23 protein-coding genes are annotated in these 22,434 nt (G+C 60.3%); 15 read left to right on the top strand and 8 right to left on the bottom strand.

Annotated features, from left to right (window positions below):
- Positions 1–99 precede the first annotated feature (99 nt).
- Entirely contained in the window at positions 100–879 is a 780-nt protein-coding gene (gene yaaA, locus OC71_RS04400; protein WP_041064818.1) for a peroxide stress protein YaaA, read from the bottom strand.
- A 373-nt stretch (positions 880–1,252) separates the two neighbouring features.
- Here yaaA and OC71_RS04395 point away from each other — a divergent pair, with 373 nt between their 5' ends.
- From OC71_RS04395 to OC71_RS04370, 6 genes are all read left to right on the top strand, one after another.
- Positions 1,253–2,329, top strand: coding sequence for a polysaccharide deacetylase family protein (locus tag OC71_RS04395; RefSeq protein WP_371260339.1), 1,077 nt, complete (start codon positions 1,253–1,255; stop codon positions 2,327–2,329).
- A 337-nt stretch (positions 2,330–2,666) separates the two neighbouring features.
- A complete protein-coding gene (locus tag OC71_RS04390) occupies positions 2,667–4,061 on the top strand; it encodes a PhoH family protein (protein WP_041064814.1) in 1,395 nt (464 codons plus the stop codon).
- A gap of 249 nt (positions 4,062–4,310) precedes the next feature.
- Positions 4,311–4,784 (top strand): cyclic pyranopterin monophosphate synthase MoaC, encoded by a 474-nt coding sequence (moaC, locus tag OC71_RS04385; protein WP_008080206.1) that lies wholly within the window; start codon positions 4,311–4,313, stop codon positions 4,782–4,784.
- A complete protein-coding gene (moaD, locus tag OC71_RS04380) occupies positions 4,781–5,023 on the top strand; it encodes a molybdopterin converting factor subunit 1 (protein WP_041064806.1) in 243 nt (80 codons plus the stop codon). The genes moaC and moaD overlap by 4 nt, the downstream gene beginning before the upstream one ends.
- A gap of 3 nt (positions 5,024–5,026) precedes the next feature.
- A complete protein-coding gene (moaE, locus tag OC71_RS04375) occupies positions 5,027–5,479 on the top strand; it encodes a molybdopterin synthase catalytic subunit MoaE (protein ID WP_041064803.1) in 453 nt (150 codons plus the stop codon).
- 269 nt (positions 5,480–5,748) lie between these two features.
- Positions 5,749–6,525, top strand: a complete 777-nt coding sequence (locus tag OC71_RS04370; RefSeq protein ID WP_041064800.1) for an ABC transporter substrate-binding protein — start codon at positions 5,749–5,751, stop codon at positions 6,523–6,525.
- 123 nt (positions 6,526–6,648) lie between these two features.
- On the opposite strand, the gene OC71_RS04365 is transcribed toward OC71_RS04370, so the two are convergent.
- The 5 genes from OC71_RS04365 to OC71_RS04345 form a co-directional block, all read right to left on the bottom strand.
- The gene (locus OC71_RS04365) at positions 6,649–7,275 is read right to left on the bottom strand and encodes a transcriptional regulator (protein WP_041064798.1); all 627 of its coding nucleotides are present in this window, start codon (positions 7,273–7,275) and stop codon (positions 6,649–6,651) included.
- A 92-nt stretch (positions 7,276–7,367) separates the two neighbouring features.
- The gene (locus OC71_RS04360) at positions 7,368–8,495 is read right to left on the bottom strand and encodes an FAD-binding oxidoreductase (protein WP_041064796.1); all 1,128 of its coding nucleotides are present in this window, start codon (positions 8,493–8,495) and stop codon (positions 7,368–7,370) included.
- 135 nt (positions 8,496–8,630) lie between these two features.
- Positions 8,631–9,575, bottom strand: a complete 945-nt coding sequence (locus tag OC71_RS04355) for an ornithine cyclodeaminase family protein (protein ID WP_041064792.1) — start codon at positions 9,573–9,575, stop codon at positions 8,631–8,633.
- A 137-nt stretch (positions 9,576–9,712) separates the two neighbouring features.
- Positions 9,713–11,185: an ATP-dependent RNA helicase RhlB gene (gene rhlB, locus OC71_RS04350; protein WP_041064789.1), complete on the bottom strand. Its 1,473-nt coding sequence runs from the start codon at positions 11,183–11,185 to the stop codon at positions 9,713–9,715.
- Between the two features lie 96 nt (positions 11,186–11,281).
- The gene (locus OC71_RS04345; RefSeq protein ID WP_041064786.1) at positions 11,282–11,938 is read right to left on the bottom strand and encodes an alpha/beta hydrolase; all 657 of its coding nucleotides are present in this window, start codon (positions 11,936–11,938) and stop codon (positions 11,282–11,284) included.
- Between the two features lie 468 nt (positions 11,939–12,406).
- On the opposite strand from OC71_RS04345, the gene OC71_RS04340 reads away from it, so the two are divergent.
- The 9 genes from OC71_RS04340 (at position 12,407) to OC71_RS04300 (ending at position 20,808) form a co-directional block, all read left to right on the top strand.
- Positions 12,407–13,438, top strand: a complete 1,032-nt coding sequence (locus OC71_RS04340; protein ID WP_007965188.1) for an amino acid ABC transporter substrate-binding protein — start codon at positions 12,407–12,409, stop codon at positions 13,436–13,438.
- Positions 13,439–13,503: 65 nt separating this feature from the next.
- Positions 13,504–14,685: an amino acid ABC transporter permease gene (locus tag OC71_RS04335; protein ID WP_041064783.1), complete on the top strand. Its 1,182-nt coding sequence runs from the start codon at positions 13,504–13,506 to the stop codon at positions 14,683–14,685.
- Positions 14,686–14,695: 10 nt separating this feature from the next.
- A complete protein-coding gene (locus tag OC71_RS04330) occupies positions 14,696–15,793 on the top strand; it encodes an amino acid ABC transporter permease (RefSeq protein ID WP_041064780.1) in 1,098 nt (365 codons plus the stop codon).
- Between the two features lie 13 nt (positions 15,794–15,806).
- Positions 15,807–16,571 carry an amino acid ABC transporter ATP-binding protein gene (locus OC71_RS04325; protein ID WP_003221897.1) on the top strand — a complete coding sequence of 255 codons (765 nt, stop codon included), beginning with the start codon at positions 15,807–15,809 and terminating at the stop codon, positions 16,569–16,571.
- Between the two features lie 232 nt (positions 16,572–16,803).
- Positions 16,804–17,463 carry a FadR/GntR family transcriptional regulator gene (locus OC71_RS04320; RefSeq protein ID WP_041064777.1) on the top strand — a complete coding sequence of 220 codons (660 nt, stop codon included), beginning with the start codon at positions 16,804–16,806 and terminating at the stop codon, positions 17,461–17,463.
- Positions 17,453–18,739, top strand: coding sequence for a CynX/NimT family MFS transporter (locus OC71_RS04315; RefSeq protein ID WP_041064775.1), 1,287 nt, complete (start codon positions 17,453–17,455; stop codon positions 18,737–18,739). Before OC71_RS04320 ends, OC71_RS04315 begins: the two co-directional genes overlap by 11 nt.
- Positions 18,740–18,975: 236 nt before the next feature.
- Positions 18,976–19,446 carry a nuclear transport factor 2 family protein gene (locus OC71_RS04310; RefSeq protein ID WP_003221901.1) on the top strand — a complete coding sequence of 157 codons (471 nt, stop codon included), beginning with the start codon at positions 18,976–18,978 and terminating at the stop codon, positions 19,444–19,446.
- A 39-nt stretch (positions 19,447–19,485) separates the two neighbouring features.
- Entirely contained in the window at positions 19,486–19,788 is a 303-nt protein-coding gene (locus tag OC71_RS04305; RefSeq protein ID WP_041064772.1) for a GIY-YIG nuclease family protein, read from the top strand.
- An 84-nt stretch (positions 19,789–19,872) separates the two neighbouring features.
- Complete coding sequence (locus tag OC71_RS04300) at positions 19,873–20,808, top strand: glutathione S-transferase family protein (protein WP_041064767.1); 936 nt, start codon at positions 19,873–19,875, stop codon at positions 20,806–20,808.
- Between the two features lie 141 nt (positions 20,809–20,949).
- On the opposite strand, the gene OC71_RS04295 is transcribed toward OC71_RS04300, so the two are convergent.
- Together OC71_RS04295 and yejK are read right to left on the bottom strand one after the other, a co-directional pair.
- Positions 20,950–21,300, bottom strand: a complete 351-nt coding sequence (locus OC71_RS04295) for a glutaredoxin family protein (protein ID WP_041064764.1) — start codon at positions 21,298–21,300, stop codon at positions 20,950–20,952.
- Positions 21,300–22,304 carry a nucleoid-associated protein YejK gene (gene yejK, locus OC71_RS04290; RefSeq protein WP_027610948.1) on the bottom strand — a complete coding sequence of 335 codons (1,005 nt, stop codon included), beginning with the start codon at positions 22,302–22,304 and terminating at the stop codon, positions 21,300–21,302. The genes OC71_RS04295 and yejK overlap by 1 nt, the downstream gene beginning before the upstream one ends.
- Positions 22,305–22,434 lie beyond the last annotated feature (130 nt).

The following is a 22,434-nucleotide window of genomic DNA, read 5'->3' as shown; positions in this document are numbered from 1 at the left end:
TTTTATGGCGCCAATAAAACGGCGAAATGTGGCGGGGGATTTTTGACGTCGTGCGAGCTGCACGACTCTTTATAGAAAGAGTCGTGCAATGGGCATGCTTTATTCCGGGGCGTGATCGCGCAAAAACACCAGATTGTCCGGTTTCGATTGTTCGGCGCTGTAGCGATAACCCTGCACATCGAACTGCTTGAGCAGGGCGGGATCGTTGATTTTTTCCTGAATCACGAAACGGCTCATCAGGCCGCGGGCCTTTTTCGCGTAGAAACTGATGATCTTGTACTGACCGTTCTTCAGGTCCTTGAACTCGGTGTTGATGATCCGCGCATTCAGGGCGCTGCGCTTGACCGCCGAGAAGTACTCGTTGGAGGCCAGGTTCAGCAGCACGTCGTCGCCTTGCTCGGCCAGCGCTTCGTTGAGCCATTCACTGATTCGGGTGCCCCAGAACGCGTAGAGGTCCTTGCCACGGGCGTTGGCCAGTTTGGTGCCCATTTCCAGACGATACGGCTGCATCAGATCCAGCGGACGCAGCAGACCATAGAGCCCGGAGAGCATGCGCAGGTGCTTTTGCGCATAGTCGAACTGGGCTTCGCTGAACGATTGCGCGTCTAGCCCGGTGTACACGTCACCCTTGAACGCGAGCAGGGCCTGCTTGGCGTTTTCCGGGGTGAAGGCGGGCGTCCAGCTGCCGAAGCGCGCGGCGTTGAGGCCACCAATCTTGTCGGACACGTGCATCAGTTCGCTGATTTGCGCCGGGCTCAGTTCGCGCAGTTGCTGGATCAGCTCCTGGGAATGGTCGAGGTATTGCGGCTGGGTGAAGCGCTGGGTCGCCGGCGGTGTTTCGTAATCGAGGGTCTTGGCGGGGGAAATCACCATCAGCATGAAGTCGTCTCCTTTAATCGTGGGGGCGATTCTAGGGGGTTGGCCGAGTGGACTCCAGCTATGAGGGTAATAGGTATCAGGAAGCTCGGGCTTTTGCGACGGCTGGTGGATTTTCCCCTCACCCCAGCCCTCTCCCGGAGGGAGAGGGAGCTGACCGTGTTGTTCTAGAGTCATACATCGACCTGAAATATCCAGTCGAACTCAGGTTTGAAAACATGAAGATCGGCTCCCTCTCCCTCCGGGAGAGGGCTGGGGTGAGGGCAGCGTCCTTGAAGCTTGCACATCAGCTATAGTGCCGCGCGGGTTTGGTTATGGAGACACCCCTTTGCGCATTGTTCTTTTATTCACGGCGTGGCTGCTGAGCTGCGGGGCCATGGCGGCACCGGGCGATGTGGCGACGCTGGATCGCAGCACCTGGCCGGAGCAGCTCAGCAATCCGACGCTGTTCGACGTCGCCTCGCGCGCGGAAATCCTCATGTTCGCCCGGGGCCTGCTAGGCACCGAGGCGCTGGACGAGGCCGCGCTGGCCCAGCGCCTTGGGCTGCGCACGGTCAACGTCGACGCGATCAGCCACCTGCGTCAGCGGCTCTGGGAACGTCTGTTGGCCAACTACAACTTCGCCCAGCAGAGCTGCGATCAGGATGCCTCGTTCTGCTTCCTCGTCGAAGACCTGCCGACCCTGCGCGAGCAGGCCGCCAAGTTCGTGGTCAGCGACGACAGTTATTACACCAAATGGGCCGAACCGAGCCGGTTGTTTCATCTGCAGTACCTGGACGAGCTGATGCGCAAGGCCGCGCTGTCGCCGCAGACCAGCAGTGAAATCGATCGTTTCGGCGACTATGAACGCAGCGGCGACGAGATGCATGACCGGCTGTTTCTGCTGAGTTTCGACAGCGCTGCAAACCTGCAGCCGGACAACACCGACTGGATCGCCGACTACCTGCGCAAAGCCAATCTCAGCGGCACGTTCTTCCTGTTGGGCAAGGACGTGCAGGCGCGACTGGCGGATCGCTCGGTGAGCAATCTGCAATCGGAGTTCTCGAAACAGTGTGTCGGGGTGCAGGGTTGGGAGTTCCGTTCCCACAGCTATTGGCAGGACTGGCAGGACTCGGTGCGCCGCAGCAGTGACCTGGTGAAGAACAAGTTGCCGGAAAACTACGTGCCGCTGTTCCGTCCGCCGGAGGGGCAGCGTCGCTCTGATGCTGGCAGTTTCTTGCGCAATCAGGGCCTGCAAGTGGCGCTGTGGGACATCGATGCCCAGGATGGTGCCGGCAAGCTGAAGGGTGCGCAGAGCGCGCAGCGAGTGCTGACCCTAATGCTGCTATGGCGTCACGGGGTGATCAATTTCAACATGAAACAGGATGCGGTGAAGACCGCGTTGCCGTGGCTGATCACGCAAACTGCGCAAAGTGGCATCGGCTTTGAAGACTGTCAGGACGGGTTTCGCTGACAAACGGAAAAAGCCCGGAAACATTGGGCTTGGGGCGATTTTTCTAGAGAATTCGATGCAGGCGGACTTCCGACTTTAGCGGGGTCTGGACGGTCCGCCAAGGGCTTTTCGTCACTCTGCAAAATAAACTTAAAAAAACCGTCAAAGTGCTTTTTTATGTCATGAGTTTTGGAGTATTACGAAGACAGACCGCCGAAACCTGCAACACAGGTGGCGTCTTCCAAGACTCCTTTTGTGTGCAGTTCATCCAGGCCCTCGTGGATGAATTCGGCAGTCACTTCGAGGCGCAGCACCGCCCAGGTATTGCGTCGAATGGCTCCCACAAAGGTGACCGAGTATGGATGATCACGGACGTAGCCCTTCTTCCAACCAGCCAATCCTTTATGTACTCGATACCAACGTATTGATTCACGATCCAAATGCCCTGCTGAATTTCGAAGAACACCACGTCGCGATCCCGATGACCGTGCTTGAGGAGCTGGACAAGCTCAAGAGCGGCCATCATAGCGTTGCTGCCGAATGCCGCCAGGCGATCCGGCTGATCGACAAGACCCTGGGCGATGCCTCCCCCGAGGACGTCGAGCTGGGTGTGCCGATCCAGCGCGGCAAGGGTGGGCCGAAAGGCTTGCTGTCAATTCTGATGAGCAAGCAGGCCGAGTCGAACCTGATTCTGCCCGAGCACCTGAACGACAACAAAATCATCAACCAGTTGATCGACCTGCACACCCGTGATCCGCAGAAGGCGGTGGTGCTGGTCACCAAAGACATCAACATGCGCCTTAAGGCACGCGCCTGCGGCATCGATGCCGAGGACTACAGCACCGACCAACTGGTCGACGACGTGTCGCTGCTGCCCAACGGTTATCACAACATGACCGGCTCCTTCTGGGACCGCGTGAGCAAGGTCGATACCCGTCAGGATCACGGCCGCACCTGGCATCAGGTGCAGCTGATCGACAACCTGCCCGCAGTGCACATCAACGAGTTCATCATTGACGAACAAGGCTTTGTAGGCTGGATCAAGGAAATCCAGGAAGACAAGCTGCTGATCCTCGACCTGCACCAGGAACCGCTGCTGCACCAGGAAGCCTGGGGCCTCAAACCACGGGACATCTATCAGAGTCTGGCGCTCTACGCGCTGCTGGATCCGGACATTCATCTGGTCAACCTGTCGGGTGCTGCCGGTTCCGGTAAAACTATTCTGGCGCTGGCCGCGGCGATCGAGCAGACCATGGTCAGCAAGCGCTATCGCCGCATCATCGCGACCCGCAGCGTGCAGGGCCTGGACCAGGAGATCGGCTTCCTGCCCGGCACCGAAGCGGAAAAAATGGAGCCTTGGCTGGGCGCCATCACCGACAACCTCGAAGCCTTGCACATGGATGATGAAAACACCCATGGCAGCGTCGATTACATCCTCAGCAAAGTGCCGTTGCAGTTCAAATCGCTCAACTACATTCGCGGTCGCAGCTTCCAGCAGAGCCTGATCCTGATCGACGAATGCCAGAACCTTACGCCGCACCAGATGAAAACCATCATCACCCGGGCCGGCGCCGGTTCCAAAGTGGTGTGCCTGGGCAACCTGGCACAGATCGACACCCCTTACCTGTCCGCGACCAGCTCCGGGCTGACCTACCTGACCGAACGCTTCAAGGATTTCCCCAACGGGGTGCACATCACCCTGCAGGGCGTGCCACGCTCGATTCTGGCCGAATACGCCGAATCGCATCTGTAACCCTTCCAACAAAACCGGGCGGCCGCAAAGCCGCCCGGTTTTTTATGCCTGAACCACAAATCCCTTGATTGATGCACCACTGATCCGATGTAGGAGCTGCCGAAGGCTGCGATCTTTTGATCCTGCTTTAAAAATCAAAGTCAAAAGATCGCAGCCTGCGGCAGCTCCTACACAAAGAGCGTCATATTCGTGGATGCGGAAATTTGACCCACAGGTTTACAATCCACGCTCCTGATCAGGAGTAATCCCGTGCTGACTCATCTCGATTCCCAAGGTCGCGCCAACATGGTCGACGTCACCGAAAAAGCCGTGACATTCCGTGAGGCGACCGCCCAGGCGCTGGTGCGCATGCTGCCCGAAACCCTGCAGATGATCGTCAGCGGCGGCCACCCCAAGGGTGACGTGTTTGCCGTCGCTCGGATTGCCGGCATTCAGGCCGCGAAGAAAACCAGTGATCTGATCCCGTTGTGCCATCCGCTGATGCTCACCGGTGTCAAGGTCGAACTCAGTGCAGAAGGCGAAGACAGCGTACGCATCGTCGCCCGCTGCAAGCTCTCCGGGCAGACCGGCGTGGAGATGGAAGCACTGACCGCTGCCAGCGTTGCCGCGCTGACCATTTACGATATGTGCAAGGCCGTGGATCGGGGCATGACCATCGAAAGCGTGCGTTTGCTGGAAAAGGTCGGCGGCAAGAGCGGGCATTTTCAGGCGGAGCAACCATGAAACTGACGGTTAAATTCTTTGCGCGTTATCGTGAAGCGCTGGGCGTGGACTCGGTCAAGGTCGAAGGCGATTTCGCCACGGTCGACGATGTCCGTGCGCTGCTCGCGCAACGCGATGGCGCCGAGGTCTTGAGCGAGCAGAACCTGATGTGCGCGCGCAACGAAGACCTGTGCCAGCTCAACGAGCCGGTGAGCGACGGCGACGAAGTGGCGTTTTTTCCCACCGTGACCGGAGGCTGAGGCATGGCGATTCGGGTGCAGTCAATGGCGTTCGATCCCGGCGCTGAAGTCAACGCGATGCACGCGGCGAATGTCGGCGTTGGCGCGGTGGTGAGTTTTGTCGGCTACGTGCGCGACTTCAATGACGGGCTGGATGTGGCCGGGATGTTCCTCGAACACTATCCGGGCATGACCGAAAAGGCGTTGGCCAAGATTGCCGTCGAGGCCGAGCAGCGCTGGCCGCTGCTGAAGCTGGAAGTGCTGCACCGCATCGGCGCGCTGGAGCCGGGCGAGCCGATTGTGTTTGTCGGCGCGGCCAGCGCCCATCGCCAGGCGGCATTCGACGCCTGCGCCTTTGTCATGGACTACCTGAAAACCCGCGCGCCGTTCTGGAAAAAAGAGAACACCCGCGACGGCCCGCGCTGGGTCGAAGGGCGTGACAGCGATCATGCTGCGGCGGATCGCTGGAAGAAGTAATTTCTGCATCGCCCTCTAGTCAGTCATCGCTGGCAAGCCAGCTCCCACAGTGTTTTGTGTCATGCACGTATTCATGTACACCACTGAACCCTGTGGGAGCTGGCTTGCCAGCGATGAGGCCATCCGCAACACCAAATACCTTTCTTCAGCTAATTGACGATTTGTACGCGCGAGTCCAATATGGATTTATAAGTACAAAAAAGGCATTCCCCTTTCCAGCTCTTTTCTTCTGTCTTGCCAAACCAACAACAACCCGCGAGAGAACGAACATGAAGAAACTCCCCCTCATCACCGGTCTGGCCCTGAGCCTGTTGGCGTGCACCCATTCGTTTGCTGCGGAGAAAACCCTGCGCATCGGCATTGAGGCCGCTTATCCACCGTTCGCCTCGAAAACCGACAAGGGCGAGATCGTCGGTTTCGACTACGACATCGGCAACGCCCTGTGCGCGCAGATGAAGGTCAAGTGTGTGTGGGTCGAGGGTGAGTTCGATGGCCTGATCCCTTCGCTGAAAGTGAAGAAAATCGACATGGCGCTGTCGTCGATGACCATCAACGAAGACCGCAAGAAGTCGGTGGATTTCACCCACAAGTACTACTTCACTTCGTCGCGGCTGGTGATGAAGGAAGGCGCCACGGTCGACGACCAATACGCCAGCCTCAAGGGCAAGACCGTCGGTGTGCAGCGCGCGACCACCACCGACCGTTATGCCACCGAGGTGTTCGAGCCCAAGGGCATCATCGTCAAGCGCTACGGCAATAACGAAGAAATCTACATGGACCTGGCAGCAGGGCGGCTCGATGCGATTTTTGCCGACACCATTCCGCTGACCGACTTCCTGTCGATGCCACGCGGCAAGGGTTACGCGTTTGTCGGGCCGGAACTGAAGGATCCGAAGTACGTGGGCGAGGGCGCGGGGATTGCGGTGCGCAAGGGCAATACCGAGCTGGTCAGCGAGTTGAATACGGCCATCGACGGTATTCGTGCGAGTGGCGAATATCAGAAGATTTCCCAGAAGTACTTCAAGTCTGACATTTACGGCGACTGACAGCCCGCTATCGCTGGCAAGCCAGCTCCCACAGTGACCGAGTCGTGCACAGATTTTGTGTACACCAAAAAACTGTGGGAGCTGGCTTGCCAGCGATGGGGCCGGAACTGCCAATGCAGATCTTCAGCCCTTCAATTCCTTCAAATGCTTGTACACCGTCGCCCGCCCCATGTTCAGCACATTGGCCACATAGTTCGAGGCGCTCTTGCCCTTGAACGCGCCTTCGGCATGCAGCGCCAGCACCAGTTCGCGCTTGTGATCGCGGGTCAGCAGATTCAGGCTCAGCTGGCGCTCGCGCAGCCAGGCGTGGAGGAAGGTATTGATGCGCTCCTGCCAGTCATCGCGAAACAGTGAATCCGGCTGCGGGATCAGTTTGCTCGGCGACAGGAACAGGTCCAGCGCAGCCTTGGCATTCTCGAACAACGAAATATTCAGGTTGATGCACAGCACCGCCAGTGGCCGCTCTTTGCTGTCGCGCAGCACCGTGCTCAGGCTGCGTATCTTCTGGCCGTCCCAATTGAGCTTTTCGTACGGACCGATGTTGCGCTCACTGACCTCCTCGCTGAGCATATCTTCAAGCGATGAATCGTCGCCGATCTCGCGTTTGGACAAGTTGTTGGCGATGTAGTCGACCTTTTGCGTGCGCAAGTCGTGCAGCACCACTTCGGCGTGGGGAAAGAACAGCGTGGCGATGGCGTCGGCGATGGCACGGAAATTATCCAGTGCCGGATCGAATTCGGGGGCGGTCATGTTTGTGGAGCTCCAGGCGGCGTCAACGCCCCCGTGCACGGGGGCGCTGCGAGTGTGCCGCAATCCGTTGGGCGCGTCATCCGCCAAGGGGTTCAGCCGAGCCTTGCGAGGGAGAGCATGGCGCTGCTCAGGCCGAACTGCTGCAGATGTTCAGGCAAGGCTTCACCGCGTACCAATGCCGCACTGGCCTGGCCCATGGCCGGTGAGGTCTGAATACCGTAACCGCCTTGGGCCGCGACCCAGAACAGCCCGGGCACCTGCGGATCGAAACCGCTGAGCAGATCACCGTCGGCGACAAAGCTGCGCAAACCGGCCCAGGTGCGGGTCGGACGACGGATGGTCAGGGTCGTGGCCTCTTCGATCTGGTAGATGCCCATGGCGATGTCCAGCTCTTCCGGTTGCACGTCATGCGGTTCGACCGGATCGGCGTTGGCCGGCGAGCCGAGGAACATCCCGGCGTCGGGCTTCATATAGAACGATTCGTCGAGGCTGACCAGCATCGGCCAGTGATGAATGTCCACGCCCTCGGGGCCGGCGAAAATGAACGCCGCACGGCGTTTCGGTTGCAGGCCCAGCGCCTGGGCGCCAGCCAGCGCGCCGATCTGGTCAGCCCAGGCGCCGGCGGCGTTGATGATGACCGGCGCGCTGAAGGTCTGACCGTTGGTTTGCACCTGCCAGAGGCCATCGGCGTCGCGCGTCAGGCCCAGCACTTCGCAATCGGTGTGCACCTCGCCGTTGTTGCGGCGGATACCGCGCAGGTAGCCCTGATGCAGGGCATCGGTGTCGATGTCGCTGGCGGTCGGGTCGTAGATCGCGCCGTGGACTTTTTCCCGACGCAGGATCGGCAGACGGGCGCAGGCTTCGTCGGCGCTGAGCAGCTGCATTTCTGGCACCGTGGCTTTGGCGCTGAGGTACTGGTTGTTCAGTTCGGCGGCGTCACCGCTGAAATCCACGGTCATTTCGCCGCGCGGCGTCAGCAATGGGTGCTCACAGAAACCGCTCGGCGGATGGTCGAAAAACTCGCGGCTGGCCAGCGTCAGCGCGCGCACCTGCGGCGTACCGTAGGCGGCGGTGTACAGCGCGGCGGAACGTCCGGTGGAGTGATAGGCCGGGTGTGATTCGCGTTCGAGCACGATCACTTTGGCGTGGCGCGACAGCCAGAAACCGGTGGAAGCGCCGGCAATCCCGCCGCCGATGATGATGAAATCTGCCTGGCTCATGAAATCTCCCAATTTATCTGGAATTCTGTAGGAGCTGACGAGTGAAACGAGGCTGCGATCTTTTGATCTTGTCTTTTGAAAATCAAAAGATCGCAGCCTCGTTTCACTCGTCAGCTCCCACAAGGGATCGAGGTGTCAGTGCTTGAGGTGATAAATCGCATTGGCCAGTGCAATGTCTTCCAGGCCCAGGCCAATTGAACGGAAAAATACGTGACGGTCGTAACCGGGACGCGGCACTTTCTCGCTGAGCAGATCGGCCAGGTCGCCGATGATCAAATCCTTGTTCCAGCCATGCTGCTCGGCGGCGATCAGCATTTCACCCGCCGAACCCGGCGTGGTCAGCCGATAGTCACAGAACACCTGCATGTCGCCCAAGCTCTGTGGGGGCACCTCATGGGCGCGCGGAGCGTTGGTGCTGATGGAGGTGATCAGTGCCGGTTTGCTCAAGCTGGCCGGGTCGATGACCGGGCCGGCGGACGAGGTGCAGAGCATGATCACGTCGGCCTCGGCGAGGGCGGTTGTGCGGCTGTCGGCAATGGTCACTCCGGGGTAGATCTCTTTCAGCAGCGCCCGGGTTTCAGCGTCTTCAGACAGACTCGGCGAATACACGCTGATGCGCTGCCAGTCGCGCAGCCCTTTCACGTAATGCAGATGCGCCTGGGCAACCTTGCCGCTGCCGATGATCGCCAGTCGTGTGGCATTCAGCGGGGCGAGGGCGTCGACCGCCACGGCGGTGGTCGCAGCGGTACGGGCGGTGGTCAGTTCGCCGGCGTCGCACAGCAGCAGTGGCTGGCCGGTTTGCATTGACATCAACAGCGTCCACGCTGTCACCAGTGGCCCTTGCTCGCGGACGATGTACGGCGAGGTTTTCACGCCGTACAAGCCGTCCTCGGCCAGCACCCCCAGATAATTGATGAAGTCGCCGGCGCCCTGTGGAAACTCCACCAACTGCTGCGCCGGTTGCACGGCGTGGCCGGCGGCGAGGTCGCGGAACAGTTTGCGCAGGGTCTGCGGCACGTCGATGCGCGCCAGCAGCTCGCGGGCCTGAGTGTGGTCGATCACGTAGGGTGTACTGGACATGTCAGGCTCCGCGGTCTGGATATGAACTTATTTGTCCATTATGGACTTTTAGATATCTATCGCAAGCGCCTGGTGAAAACGTCGGGCAAAAAAAAGCGCAGTCCGTTGCCGGCTGCGCTTTTTGCGTTACAAGTTGCTTACTGCGGCTGCGGACGCTTGCGTTCTACTGCGCGCAGCAGGTGCGTCGGCGGTGTTTCGCAGCTGATCTTGCGGCCGAGCTTCTCTTCGATGGACGGCAACTGGTACGAGTCGTCCTCACCGGCGAAGCTGATCGACACGCCGTCGGCGCCCGCCCGACCGGTACGGCCGATGCGGTGTACGTAGTCGTCCGGGACTTCCGGCAGGGTGAAGTTGATCACGTGGCTGATGCCGTCGATGTGGATGCCGCGACCGGCGACATCGGTGGCCACCAGTACGCGGATCTTGCCTTCGCGGAAGCCTTCGAGGGTCTTGATGCGCTTGTGCTGCGGCACGTCGCCGGACAGTTGCGCGGCGTTGATGCCGTCGCGCACCAGGCGCTCTTCGATGCGGCGCACTTCGTCCTTGCGGTTGGCGAAGACGATCACGCGTTCCCAGCCGTTGTCGTTGACCAGGTTGTAGAGCAATTTGTATTTGTCAGCCGCGGCCACCGCATAGATGTGCTGTTCGACGTTTTCGTTGGCCACGTTGGTGACTTCGATTTCGACGATTGCCGGATCGGTGGTCCATTGCTTGGCCAGGTTCATCACGTCTTCGGTGAAGGTCGCGGAGAACAGCAGGGTCTGACGCTCGGACTTCGGCGGAGTCTGGCGAATGATCTGCCGCACTTGCGGGATGAAACCCATGTCGAGCATGCGGTCGGCTTCGTCCAGCACCATCACTTCGACCATGTCCAGGTGCACGTCGCCGCGCTGGTTGAAGTCGAGCAGACGGCCCGGAGTGGCAACGAGAATGTCGCAGTGGCGCGCTTCGAGGTGCTTGAGCTGCTTGTCGAAGTCCATGCCGCCAACGAACGTCATCACGTTGAGACCGGTGTACTTGGTCAGGTCGGCAGCATCCTTGGCGATCTGCACCACCAGCTCACGGGTCGGCGCGATGATCAGTGCACGGGGTTCGCCCATGTAGCGTTCTTTCGGCGGCGGGGTCTGCAACAGCTGGGTGATGATCGAGATCAGGAACGCGGCCGTCTTGCCGGTACCGGTCTGCGCGCGGCCGATGGCGTCTTTGCCGGCGAGGGTGAAACCCAGCACCTGCGCCTGAATCGGTGTGCAGTATGGAAAGCCCAGGTCCTGAATGGCGTGCATCAGTTCCGGAGCGAGTTTGAAATCGTGGAAGCGGGTTTTGCCTTCCTGGGGTTCGACGACGAAATCTTCGAGTTTCCAGGGAATGACCGGTGCCTTGGGCTTCGGTTCGCGGCGCGGCCGAGGCGGTTTCGGTGCTTCGGCGCGGACAGATTCGGTGGCGATGGCAGGCTGCGGCTCGGGCTGAGGTGTCGCTACCGGTGCCGGACGTTCGGCTTTGGGCGTATCGCTGCGAGGGCCGGGGGCGCGTGAGGGCGCACTGGGGGCTGGCGCGAGCTGCTCAGCCTCGCTTTTGCCGAACATTTTCTTGAGTGCTTTGAGCACGGTCATCTCATCAATTGGTTAAGGAATGTACGCCGGCCAGTGTAATGCAAGAAGCGGGCTCGGCGTAGTGGGATGATCAAAGGGACGTTCGAACTGAAACGATCAACGCAGGTGTTCACCCAGCCAGACCCCGATGTCGCGAATTTCTTCGGGTAACACTTCGTGCTCCATTGGGTATTCCTGCCATGTCACGGTGACACCATGCTTCAGCAGATGCTCATAGGCGCTGCGTCCCATCGAGTTCTGCACCACGCCATCGAACTGGCCGTGCAGGCACAGCGCAGGAATACGCTGCTGACTGGCTGAAAGCTCCATTTCATCGGTGAAGGTCGGGGCATAAGTGGACAGGGCAAGTACGCCACCCAACGGACCTTGCCACTTTATATAAGCGGTGTGCAGAACAACGGCGCCACCCTGGGAAAACCCGGCGAGAAAAATCCGCGAGGCGTCTATCCCGGCCGCGCGCTGCACATCGATCAGTTTGACGATGCGCTCTGACGATTCTTCCAGTTGCTCACGATCAATCGCCCGCGCCGGACTCATGGCCTTTATGTCGTACCAGCTCGGCATCGCGTAACCGCCGTTGATGGTGACGGGCAGGGTTGGCGCTTGCGGTAATACGAAGCGCGTGCTCAGCAGGCTTTCCTGCAGCGCTTCGGCGACCGGCAGAAAGTCATAGCGATCCGCGCCGAGGCCGTGCAGCCAGATCACGCAGGCGTCTGCGGGCTTTACGGGTTCAAGAATCAGGGGCTCGGTCATGGCTGCTCCAAAAATGTGCGGGCGCTCTCATTAAGTGCGTGATTGAGGTGCGCGCCCGGTCGATCCGTTAAGAAGATGTCGCAAGGCTACAAGTTTTGCTATTGACCTGTCGCGCAATCGCTTCAGCAGGCGGTGTGGTACGGGCTTTGCTATGGCTCTAAGCGTGCAACCGATCTCGCGTGTGGCGGTAACACTATCAGTGTACGTCGTGCGAAGGGATTGCAAAGAATCCGGTGATGGATGTTCGCCAATGGCCGCTACGGGCAACGCGAACGTGAAAGGGCTACAGCCCGTTCGGCCGACTGGTGAGAAGTGAGTTGTCCATGATGTGGATTTTCTCCTACTAGACTCATAGCGAAGGTCTTACGTCGGTTGACCCCAAAAAAAGCCAACACGGGTCAACAACGCCTCAAAAGGGTGCGACTGGACTCAAGCTCCGACACAACAAGAGCAAAACTGGAGGTTTGAATGAAGATGTTGAAATCCACTCTGGCGGTCGTGACTGCTGCAGCAGTACTCGGCGTCAGCGGGTTCGCTCAGGCGGGTGCAACCCTGGATGCCGTGCAGAAGAAAGGTTTCGTGCAATGCGGCGTGAGCGACGGCCTGCCGGGTTTCTCGGTGCCGGACGCCTCGGGCAAGATTCTCGGGATCGACGCTGACGTTTGCCGCGCTGTGGCCGCTGCCGTATTCGGCGACGCCAACAAGGTCAAGTTCAGCCAGTTGAACGCCAAGGAGCGCTTCACCGCGCTGCAGTCCGGCGAAATCGACCTGCTCTCGCGCAACACCACCATGACCAGCTCGCGTGACGCCGGTATGGGCCTGAAATTCCCGGGCTTCATCACTTACTACGACGGTGTGGGCTTCTTGGCCAACAACAAGCTGGGCGTGAAAAGTGCCAAGGAACTGGACGGTGCAACCATCTGCATCCAGGCCGGTACCACCACCGAACTGAACGTCTCCGACTACTTCCGCGCCAACGGCCTGAAATACACCCCGATCACCTTCGACACCTCCGATGAAAGCGCCAAGTCGCTGGAATCCGGTCGTTGCGACGTGCTGACCTCCGACAAGTCGCAGCTGTACGCACAGCGCAGCAAACTAGCGTCGCCGAAAGACTACGTGGTGCTGCCGGAAACCATCTCCAAAGAACCACTGGGCCCGGTCGTGCGTAATGGCGACGACGAGTGGCTGGCGATTGTTCGCTGGGTTGGCTACGCGCTGCTGAACACTGAAGAAGCCGGCGTGACTTCGAAAAACGTGCTGGAAGAAGCCAAATCCACCAAGAACCCGGACGTCGCTCGACTGCTGGGTGCTGACGGTGAATACGGCAAGGACTTGAAACTGCCGAAGGACTGGGTTGTGAAAATCGTTTCGCAGGTCGGTAACTACGGTGAAATCTTCGAGAAAAACCTCGGCAAGAGCACTCCGCTGGAAATCGACCGTGGCCTGAACGCGCTGTGGACCAACGGCGGCATTCAGTACGCACCACCAGTGCGCTAATGGTTCTATCACCCGGCGGGCCAACCGCCGGGTGATGTTCTGTTCCATTTTTTCCGGGGCACTTCATGCAAAATTCAATCGGCGCACCAAAGCAGAGGTTCAGCCTCAGCGATCCGCGAGTGCGTGCGTGGCTGTTTCAGATCATCACCGTCGTGGCGGTGGTCGCCATGGGCTGGTATCTGTTCGACAACACCCAGACCAACCTTCAACACCGGGGCATCACCTCCGGTTTCGACTTTCTCGAGCGCAGTGCCGGGTTCGGCATCGCTCAGCACCTGATCTCCTACACCGAAGCGGACAGTTACGCTCGGGTGTTCGTGATCGGCCTGCTCAACACGCTGTTGGTGACCTTCATCGGTGTGATCCTGGCGACCCTGCTGGGCTTCATCATCGGTGTGGCGCGGCTGTCGCCGAACTGGATCATCAGCAAACTGGCGACCGTGTATGTGGAAGTGTTCCGCAACATTCCGCCGCTGCTGCAGATCCTGTTCTGGTACTTCGCGGTGTTCCTGACCATGCCGGGACCGCGTAACAGCCACAACTTCGGTGACACCTTCTTTGTCAGCAGCCGGGGCCTGAACATGCCGGCCGCGCAAATGGCTGACGGCTTCTGGGCATTCTTCATCAGCGTGGTGCTGGCCATCGTCGCCATCGTGCTGATGTGCCGCTGGGCCAACAAGCGATTCGAAGACACCGGCGAACCATTCCACAAGTTCTGGACCGGCCTGGCGATCCTGCTGGTGATCCCGACCTTGTGCGCGCTGATCTTCGGTGCCCCGCTGCACTGGGAAATGCCGCAACTCAAGGGCTTCAACTTCGTTGGTGGCTGGGTGCTGATCCCGGAACTGCTGGCGTTGACCCTGGCGTTGACCGTGTACACCGCAGCATTCATCGCGGAAATCGTTCGTTCCGGGATCAAGTCGGTCAGCCATGGCCAGACCGAAGCGGCGCGTTCGCTCGGCTTGCGCAACGGCCCGACCCTGCGCAAGGTGATCATTCCGCAAGCCCTGCGGGTCATCATTCCGCCGCTGACCAGCCAATACCTGAACCTGGCGAAGAACTCGTCGCTGGCCGCCGGTATCGGTTATCCGGAAATGGTTTCGCTGTTCGCCGGCACCGTGCTCAACCAGACCGGTCAGGCGATCGAAGTCATTGCCATCACCATGAGCGTGTACCTGGCGATCAGTATCAGCATTTCCCTGCTGATGAACTGGTACAACAAGCGCATTGCGCTGATCGAGCGGTGAGGAATAGCGCATGACAACCCATACTTTCAAACCCGACATGCCACCGCCGGCCAAGGTTTTCGGCCCGATGGCGTGGATACGCGCCAACATGTTCTCCAGCTGGCTCAACACTCTGCTGACCCTGTTTGCGTTTTACCTGATTTATCTCGTCGTGCCGCCGATCCTCAGCTGGGCGATCCTCGACGCCAACTGGGTCGGCACCACCCGCGCCGACTGCACCAAGGACGGCGCCTGCTGGGTGTTCATTCAGCAGCGTTTCGGCCAGTTCATGTACGGCTACTACCCGGTGGAACTGCGCTGGCGTGTAGACCTCACTGTTTGGCTGGCAGTGCTCGGCGTGGCGCCGCTGTTCATCTCGCGCTTCCCGCGTAAAGCGGTGTACGGCCTGAGTTTCCTGGTGATCTACCCGATCGTCGCCTGGTGCCTGCTGCATGGCGGCGTGTTCGGCCTCGATGCTGTGGCAACCAGCCAGTGGGGCGGCCTGATGCTGACCCTGGTCATCGCCACCGTCGGTATCGCCGGCGCCTTGCCGCTGGGGATCATTCTGGCACTGGGCCGTCGCTCGAACATGCCGGCGATTCGCGTGGTCTGCGTGACGTTCATCGAGTTCTGGCGCGGCGTGCCGTTGATCACGGTGCTGTTCATGTCCTCGGTGATGCTGCCGCTGTTCCTGCCCGAAGGCATGAACTTCGACAAGCTGCTCCGGGCGCTGATCGGGGTGATTCTGTTCCAGTCGGCCTACGTCGCCGAAGTAGTGCGCGGTGGTCTGCAAGCGATCCCCAAAGGTCAGTACGAAGCGGCTGCGGCGATGGGCCTCGGTTACTGGCGCGCCATGGGTCTGGTGATTCTGCCGCAAGCCCTGAAGCTGGTGATCCCGGGCATCGTCAACACCTTCATTGCGCTGTTCAAGGACACCAGCCTTGTGATCATCATCGGCCTGTTCGACCTGCTCAACAGCGTCAAGCAAGCCGCTGCCGATCCGAAATGGCTGGGCATGGCCACCGAAGGCTACGTGTTCGCCGCCCTGGTGTTCTGGATTTTCTGTTTTGGTATGTCGCGCTATTCCATGCATCTGGAACGCAAGCTCGACACTGGCCACAAGCGTTAGGAGTTCTCTGTAAATGAGCGAAGCAATCAAAAAGCCTGTGGGCCCTGAAGGCATTATCCAGATGCAGGGCGTGAACAAGTGGTACGGCCAGTTCCACGTGCTGAAAGACATCAACCTCAACGTCAAGCAGGGCGAGCGTATTGTTCTGTGCGGTCCGTCGGGCTCCGGCAAGTCGACCACCATCCGCTGCCTCAATCGCCTGGAAGAACACCAGCAGGGCCGCATCGTGGTTGATGGCGTGGAGCTGACCAACGACCTCAAGCAGATCGAAGCGATCCGCCGCGAAGTCGGCATGGTGTTCCAGCACTTCAACCTGTTCCCACACCTGACCATCCTGCAGAACTGCACGCTGGCGCCGATGTGGGTGCGCAAGATGCCCAAGCGCAAGGCCGAAGAAATCGCCATGCATTACCTGGAGCGCGTACGCATTCCGGAGCAGGCGCATAAATTCCCGGGGCAACTGTCCGGCGGTCAGCAACAGCGTGTGGCGATTGCCCGCGCGCTGTGCATGAAACCGAAAATCATGCTGTTCGACGAACCGACTTCGGCACTCGACCCGGAGATGGTGAAAGAGGTGCTGGACACCATGATCGGTCTCGCCGAGGACGGCATGACCATGCTCTGCGTGACCCACGAAATGGGCTTCGCCCGCACCGTGGCCAACCGGGTGATCTTCATGGACAAGGGTGAAATCGTCGAACAGGCGGCGCCGAACGACTTCTTCGACAACCCGCAGAATGACCGCACCAAACTGTTCCTGAGCCAGATCCTGCATTGATTCAGGTTGATGCACCAGACAAACCCGGCCCTGTGCCGGGTTTTCTTTTGCCTGCGATTTTCATTTTCCCCTGTAGGAGCTGCCGCAGGCTGCGATCTTTTGACGTTGATCGTTAAGCACAAGATCAAAAGATCGCAGCCTGCGGCAGCTCCTACCCGGGGTTGTGTGAACTGGAGCATCTGACTAAGATGTCAGAAAATTCATCCTATGATTGGATGAAAGGGCGAATTTCATGACAGACATCTCACCTTTGATCAAGCGATCCCTGGTCGATCAGGCCTTGGATCAACTGCGCCAACGCATCACCGATGGCGTGTGGCAGGTCGGCGAACGGCTGCCGACCGAGCCTGAGCTGTGCGCCGAGCTGGGCATCAGCCGCAACACCGTGCGTGAAGCCATGCGCGTGCTGGCGTTTTCCGGGTTGATCGAAATCCGGCAGGGCGATGGCAGTTATTTGCGCGCAGTGGTCGATCCGATGGACACGCTCAAGGCATTGTCCCGTTGCTCGCTGGAGCAGGCGCGCGAGACCCGGCACATCCTCGAAGTCGAGGCGATTGGCTTGGCCGCGTTGCGCCGCACCGATGAAGATCTCGCCGCATTGCGCGAAGCGCTCGGCACCAGCGGCAGCCACTACCACGGCGATCTCGACACTTACATTGCCTGCGATCTGGTGTTCCATCGCCGTCTGGTGGACGCCGCGCACAACCCGACCCTCAGCGAGCTGTATCGCTATTTCTCCAGCATCGTCGGCGCGCAATTGCGCCAGACGCTGAACATCGTCCCGCGCCGTCAGGAAGTATTCGACCTGCACATCGAGTTGCTCGATGCGGTCGAACAACGCGACCCGGAACGGGCCAAAGCCATATCGAGGCAGTTGATCAATGAACCTTGAAAGCGAGAAAAACTTTTCAACCCCCAAGCGCACGGCGGAGCTCGAAGAGCTGCTGATCGACGCCGAGGCTGACGACGAACAAGTACAGCAAAGCCATCCACTGGTGCGCCGGCCGTGGCTGTTGCTGCTGGGGCTGATTCTGGTGGCACTGAACCTGCGCCCGGCGCTGTCGAGCATGGCGCCGCTGCTCAGCGAAGTGTCGAAAAGCCTTGGTCTGTCTGCGGCTAAGGCCGGTTTGCTGACCACGTTGCCGGTGTTGTGCCTGGGACTGTTCGCGCCGCTGGCGCCGATTCTGGCGCGGCGTTTCGGCGCCGAACGGGTGGTGCTGGGGATTCTGCTGACCCTGGCCGCCGGAATCATTGTGCGCAGCAACTTCGGTGAGATCGGGCTGTTCGCCGGCAGTGTGCTGGGTGGCGCGAGCATCGGCATCATCGGTGTATTGCTGCCGGGCATTGTCAAACGCGACTTCGCCAAACACGCCGGAACCATGACCGGCGTCTACACCATGGCCCTGTGCCTGGGCGCGGCAATGGCAGCGGGTTCCACCGTGCCATTGAGCGAACACTTCGACCACAGCTGGGCGCTGGGCCTGGGTTTCTGGGTGATCCCGGCGCTGGTGGCAGCGCTGTTCTGGCTGCCGCAAGTCGGGCAGAAACACGGCGCACACCACGTCGCCTATCGGGTGCGTGGGCTGCTGCGCGATCCGCTGGCCTGGCAAGTGACGTTGTACATGGGCCTGCAATCCTCGCTGGCGTACATCGTGTTCGGCTGGTTGCCGTCGATCCTGATCGGTCGTGGCCTGACTCCGACCCAGGCCGGCCTGGTGCTGTCCGGTTCGGTGATCATTCAGCTCGCCAGCTCCCTCGCGGCACCGTGGCTGGCGACCCGGGGCAAGGATCAGCGCCTGGCGATCGTGGTGGTGATGGCGCTGACCCTCGGCGGTCTGTTCGGTTGCCTGTACGCGCCGATTGAAGGGCTGTGGGGCTGGGCGATTCTGTTGGGGCTGGGGCAGGGCGGTACGTTCAGTCTGGCGCTGACCCTGATCGTGCTGCGCTCGCGGGATTCGCACGTGGCGGCGAACCTGTCGAGCATGTCCCAGGGCTTCGGCTACACCTTGGCGTCGATGGGGCCGTTCGCCGTCGGCGTGGTGCATGACTGGACTGGCGGCTGGAATGCCGTAGGCTGGATTTTCGGCATCATCGGCACCGGTGCGATCATTGCCGGCCTTGGTGCCGGCCGGGCACTGTACGTGCAAGTGCAAAGCGAAAAGATCTGACGCGTAACCCTTTTGTGGGGCCAGTGATATCCCATGTGGGAGCGAGCCTGCTCGCGAATACAGTGGTTCAGGCACAGATCGTGTTTAATGTGCCGGCCTCTTCGCGAGCAGGCTCGCTCCCACAGTTTTTGCGGTGCTTTAAATCTTGCGTGGTATTCGCTTTGCGAATGCCGATAGTGTTTCTGCGATTTGCAGCTTATCGTGCTGGCAATCTGTCCATTCCCCGGAGTTTGCCCATGAGCGAAGCCCACGCCGCCCTGATCACCCGCTTCTACCAAGCCTTCCAGCGCCTCGACGCCGAGGCCATGGCCGCGTGCTATACCGACGATGTGGTGTTCAGCGATCCGGCCTTCGGTGAACTGCGCGGGCGCGATGCCGGCGACATGTGGCGCATGCTCACCACTCGCGCCAAGGACTTTTCCCTGACCTTCGACAATGTCCGTGCTGACGAGCGCAGCGGCGGCGCTCACTGGGTGGCCACTTACCTGTTCAGCCAGACCGGCAACGTGGTGATCAACGATATCCAGGCGCGCTTCGTCTTTCGTGACGGCAAGATCTGCGAGCACCACGACCATTTCGACCTGTGGCGCTGGTCGCGTCAGGCGTTGGGTTTCAAGGGCTTGCTGCTGGGCTGGACACCGCTGGTACGCAACGCCGTCCGGGCGCAGGCGCTGAAAGGGCTGAAGGCATTTCAGGCCGGTCGCTGATAAGATCGCGGCCTGTTTCCTACACGTCCAGATCCCGAAGTGACCAGCCTCAGCGAAAAAACGGTTGATGTTGTCGAACCCGTGAGCAAGTCCTGGTTCGTCTACCTCGTGCGCGCGGCCAATGGCTCGCTGTACTGCGGGATCAGCGACGACCCGGTGCGCCGCTTCGCCAAGCATCAAAGCGGCAAGGGCGCGCGGTTCTTCCTGTCCAGCCCGGCGATGGCGCTGGTCTACACCGAACGTTGCCGCGACAAGAGCGATGCGTTGCGCCAGGAACGCTTGATCAAGAAGCTGCGCAAGAGCGCCAAGGAATGTCTGGTGGCGTCTTATCAATCTGACTGATCGGTTCCCATCAGCCAGATCTGTAGGCTGCTAATCAAATGCACGCTAAGCTGCCGATTCACTTTCTGTGCGGCGGAGCCGAGCATGTCCGAGTTGATTCTGCATCATTACCCGACCTCTCCATTTGCCGAAAAGGCTCGCCTCCTGTTGGGCTTCAAAGGCTTGTCCTGGCGCTCGGTGCACATCTCGCCGGTGATGCCCAAGCCGGATCTGACCGCGCTGACTGGCGGCTACCGCAAGACTCCAGTGTTGCAGATCGGCGCGGACATCTATTGCGACACCTCGTTGATCGCCCGTCGTCTGGAGCAGGAAAAAGCCCTGCCGGCGTTTTTCCCGGAAGGTCAGGAAATGACCAGCGCCAGCTTCGCGGCATGGGCCGATTCGGTGGTGTTCCAGCATGCGGTCAGCCTGGTGTTCCAGCCGGAATCGGTGGCGGTACGTTTCGGCAAGTTGCCGCCGGAGGCGATCAAGGCGTTTATCGCTGACCGTGCCGGTCTGTTCAGTGGTGGCAGCGCCACGCGGTTGCCGGCCGAACAGGCCAAACACCAATGGCCAACGATCATGGCGCGCCTGGAGCAGCAGTTGCAGCGCGAGCAGGGCGACTTCCTGTTCGGTGAGCCATCGATTGCCGACTTCGCCTTGGCGCATCCGCTGTGGTTCCTCAAGGCGACGCACGTCACTGCGCCGTTGGTCGATGAATATCCGGCCGTGACGGCCTGGCTTGGGCGTGTGCTGGGCTTTGGCCATGGCGCCGCGAGCGAAATGACCGCCGAAGCGGCGCTGGAAGTGGCGCGCACCTCGACGCCGGCGGCGCTGCCGGATGAGCGATTTGTCGATCCGAACGGGTTCAAGGCCGGGCAGCAGGTGGCGATTGCTGCCATCGACTACGGGGTGGATCCGGTGGAAGGCGAGTTGCTGTTTGCTGGCCGCGAAGAGCTGATCCTGCGCCGCGAAGACCCGCGTGGTGGCGTGGTGCACGTGCACTTCCCGCGCTTTGGTTTCCGCATCGAAGCCAAGTAACAGCGACCGACCCTGTGGCGAGGGAGCTTGCTCCCGCTCGACTGCGCAGCAGTCGCAAAACATGCGAACGCGCGCTCCCCCTGAAAAGCGCGGGCCGCTCCGCAGCCCAGCGGGAGCAAGCTCCCTCGCCACAGGTGTGTGTTATTTCAGGGCAGCGAGGATCTCGTCCGGGTCAAACCCGCGAATCAACGTGCCATTCACGTCGATCAGCGGAATCCCGCGTCCACCCAGCGCCTCATACGCCTTGCGCGCCTCGGCGTCCTTATCGATGTCGAATTCCTTGAAAGGAATCCCCTTGCTGTCGAGAAAGCGCTTGGTCTGCTTGCAGTAGCCGCACCAGTCGGTGGCATACAGCACGACACGGGCCTGCGCCCGCGTCTGCTCAGAGACCACCTGCGACGGGTTGAACACCCGCTCGATCTTGCCCCAGTTCTGATAGATCACCACCACCAGCAGAACCAGCGCAACCTTCTTCAGCACATTGCCCAGCATCAGTTGCGGCGCTTGAGCTGATCGGTGAGCGAGGTCGGCAGGCCCTTGATGATCAGGGTGCCGGCCTCTTCGTCGTATTCGATCTTCGAACCCAGCAGGTGCGCTTCAAAGCTGATTGACAGGCCTTCGGCGCGGCCGGTGAAGCGGCGGAACTGGTTGAGGGTGCGTTTGTCCGCCGGAATTTCCGGCGACAGACCGTAGTCCTTGTTGCGGATGTGATCGTAGAAGGCTTTCGGCCGTTCTTCGTCGATCAGCTCCGACAGCTCTTCCAGGCCCATTGGCTCGCCGAGCTTGGCCTGACTGCTGGCGTAATCGACCAGAGTCTTGGTTTTCTCGCGGGCGGAATCTTCCGGCAGGTCTTCGCTCTCGACGAAGTCGCTGAAGGCCTTGAGCAGGGTGCGGGTCTCGCCCGGGCCGTCGACGCCTTCCTGGCAGCCGATGAAGTCGCGGAAGTACTCCGAAACCTTCTTGCCGTTCTTGCCCTTGATGAACGAGATGTATTGCTTGGACTGCTTGTTGTTCTGCCACTCGGAGACGTTGATCCGCGCCGCCAGGTGCAGTTGGCCGAGGTCGAGGTGACGCGACGGGGTGACGTCCAGCTCATCGGTCACCGCCACGCCTTCGCTGTGGTGCAGCAGGGCAATCGCCAGGTAGTCGGTCATGCCTTGCTGATAGTGGGCGAACAGCACGTGGCCGCCGACCGACAGGTTCGACTCTTCCATCAGTTTCTGCAGATGCTCGACCGCAACCTTGCTGAACGCGGCGAAGTCCTTGCCGCCTTCCATGTATTCCTTCAGCCAGCCGCTGAACGGAAACGCGCCGGATTCCGGATGGAACAGGCCCCAGGCTTTGCCTTGCTTGGCGTTGTAGCTCTCGTTGAGGTCGGCAAGCATGTTCTCGATGGCCGCGGACTCAGCCAGTTCGGAGTCACGGGCGTGCAGAACTGCGGGCGTGCCGTCGGGTTTTTTGTCGATCAGGTGGACGATGCAATGACGGATCGGCATGGGCTTCTCGGCTGGTGGAAGGGAGGAGGGCGGGCTCCCCCGAAAAAGCGCCCAGTGTACCGCAACCACTGGTTTTGGCGCGGGGTGAAGGGCAAATCCGGGGCGGGTGGCCGCCCTTATGCAGTTTTTT

This window comes from Pseudomonas sp. W15Feb9B, assembly GCF_000828175.1.
Taxonomy (GTDB): domain Bacteria; phylum Pseudomonadota; class Gammaproteobacteria; order Pseudomonadales; family Pseudomonadaceae; genus Aquipseudomonas; species Aquipseudomonas parakoreensis.
The sequence above is the reverse complement of the archived record's forward strand: the minus strand, read 5'-3'. Positions and strand labels throughout refer to the sequence as shown.

Bases quoted from the DNA above. Each gene is read 5' to 3' on its own strand.
- OC71_RS04320 (WP_041064777.1), top strand. From the start codon at position 16,804: ATGACAGACATCTCACCTTTGATCAAGCGATCCCTGGTCGATCAGGCC.
- OC71_RS04395 (WP_371260339.1), top strand. From the start codon at position 1,253: ATGGCGGCACCGGGCGATGTGGCGACGCTGGATCGCAGCACCTGGCCG.
- yejK (WP_027610948.1), bottom strand. From the start codon at position 22,304: ATGCCGATCCGTCATTGCATCGTCCACCTGATCGACAAAAAACCCGAC.
- OC71_RS04355 (WP_041064792.1), bottom strand. From the start codon at position 9,575: ATGTCCAGTACACCCTACGTGATCGACCACACTCAGGCCCGCGAGCTG.
- OC71_RS04310 (WP_003221901.1), top strand. From the start codon at position 18,976: ATGAGCGAAGCCCACGCCGCCCTGATCACCCGCTTCTACCAAGCCTTC.
- moaD (WP_041064806.1), top strand. From the start codon at position 4,781: ATGAAACTGACGGTTAAATTCTTTGCGCGTTATCGTGAAGCGCTGGGC.
- OC71_RS04325 (WP_003221897.1), top strand. From the start codon at position 15,807: ATGAGCGAAGCAATCAAAAAGCCTGTGGGCCCTGAAGGCATTATCCAG.
- OC71_RS04390 (WP_041064814.1), top strand. From the start codon at position 2,667: ATGGATGATCACGGACGTAGCCCTTCTTCCAACCAGCCAATCCTTTAT.
- OC71_RS04360 (WP_041064796.1), bottom strand. From the start codon at position 8,495: ATGAGCCAGGCAGATTTCATCATCATCGGCGGCGGGATTGCCGGCGCT.
- OC71_RS04295 (WP_041064764.1), bottom strand. From the start codon at position 21,300: ATGCTGGGCAATGTGCTGAAGAAGGTTGCGCTGGTTCTGCTGGTGGTG.
- rhlB (WP_041064789.1), bottom strand. From the start codon at position 11,185: ATGACCGTGCTCAAAGCACTCAAGAAAATGTTCGGCAAAAGCGAGGCT.
- OC71_RS04335 (WP_041064783.1), top strand. From the start codon at position 13,504: ATGCAAAATTCAATCGGCGCACCAAAGCAGAGGTTCAGCCTCAGCGAT.
- OC71_RS04330 (WP_041064780.1), top strand. From the start codon at position 14,696: ATGACAACCCATACTTTCAAACCCGACATGCCACCGCCGGCCAAGGTT.
- moaE (WP_041064803.1), top strand. From the start codon at position 5,027: ATGGCGATTCGGGTGCAGTCAATGGCGTTCGATCCCGGCGCTGAAGTC.
- OC71_RS04370 (WP_041064800.1), top strand. From the start codon at position 5,749: ATGAAGAAACTCCCCCTCATCACCGGTCTGGCCCTGAGCCTGTTGGCG.
- OC71_RS04300 (WP_041064767.1), top strand. From the start codon at position 19,873: ATGTCCGAGTTGATTCTGCATCATTACCCGACCTCTCCATTTGCCGAA.
- yaaA (WP_041064818.1), bottom strand. From the start codon at position 879: ATGCTGATGGTGATTTCCCCCGCCAAGACCCTCGATTACGAAACACCG.
- OC71_RS04315 (WP_041064775.1), top strand. From the start codon at position 17,453: ATGAACCTTGAAAGCGAGAAAAACTTTTCAACCCCCAAGCGCACGGCG.
- OC71_RS04365 (WP_041064798.1), bottom strand. From the start codon at position 7,275: ATGACCGCCCCCGAATTCGATCCGGCACTGGATAATTTCCGTGCCATC.
- OC71_RS04345 (WP_041064786.1), bottom strand. From the start codon at position 11,938: ATGACCGAGCCCCTGATTCTTGAACCCGTAAAGCCCGCAGACGCCTGC.
- OC71_RS04340 (WP_007965188.1), top strand. From the start codon at position 12,407: ATGAAGATGTTGAAATCCACTCTGGCGGTCGTGACTGCTGCAGCAGTA.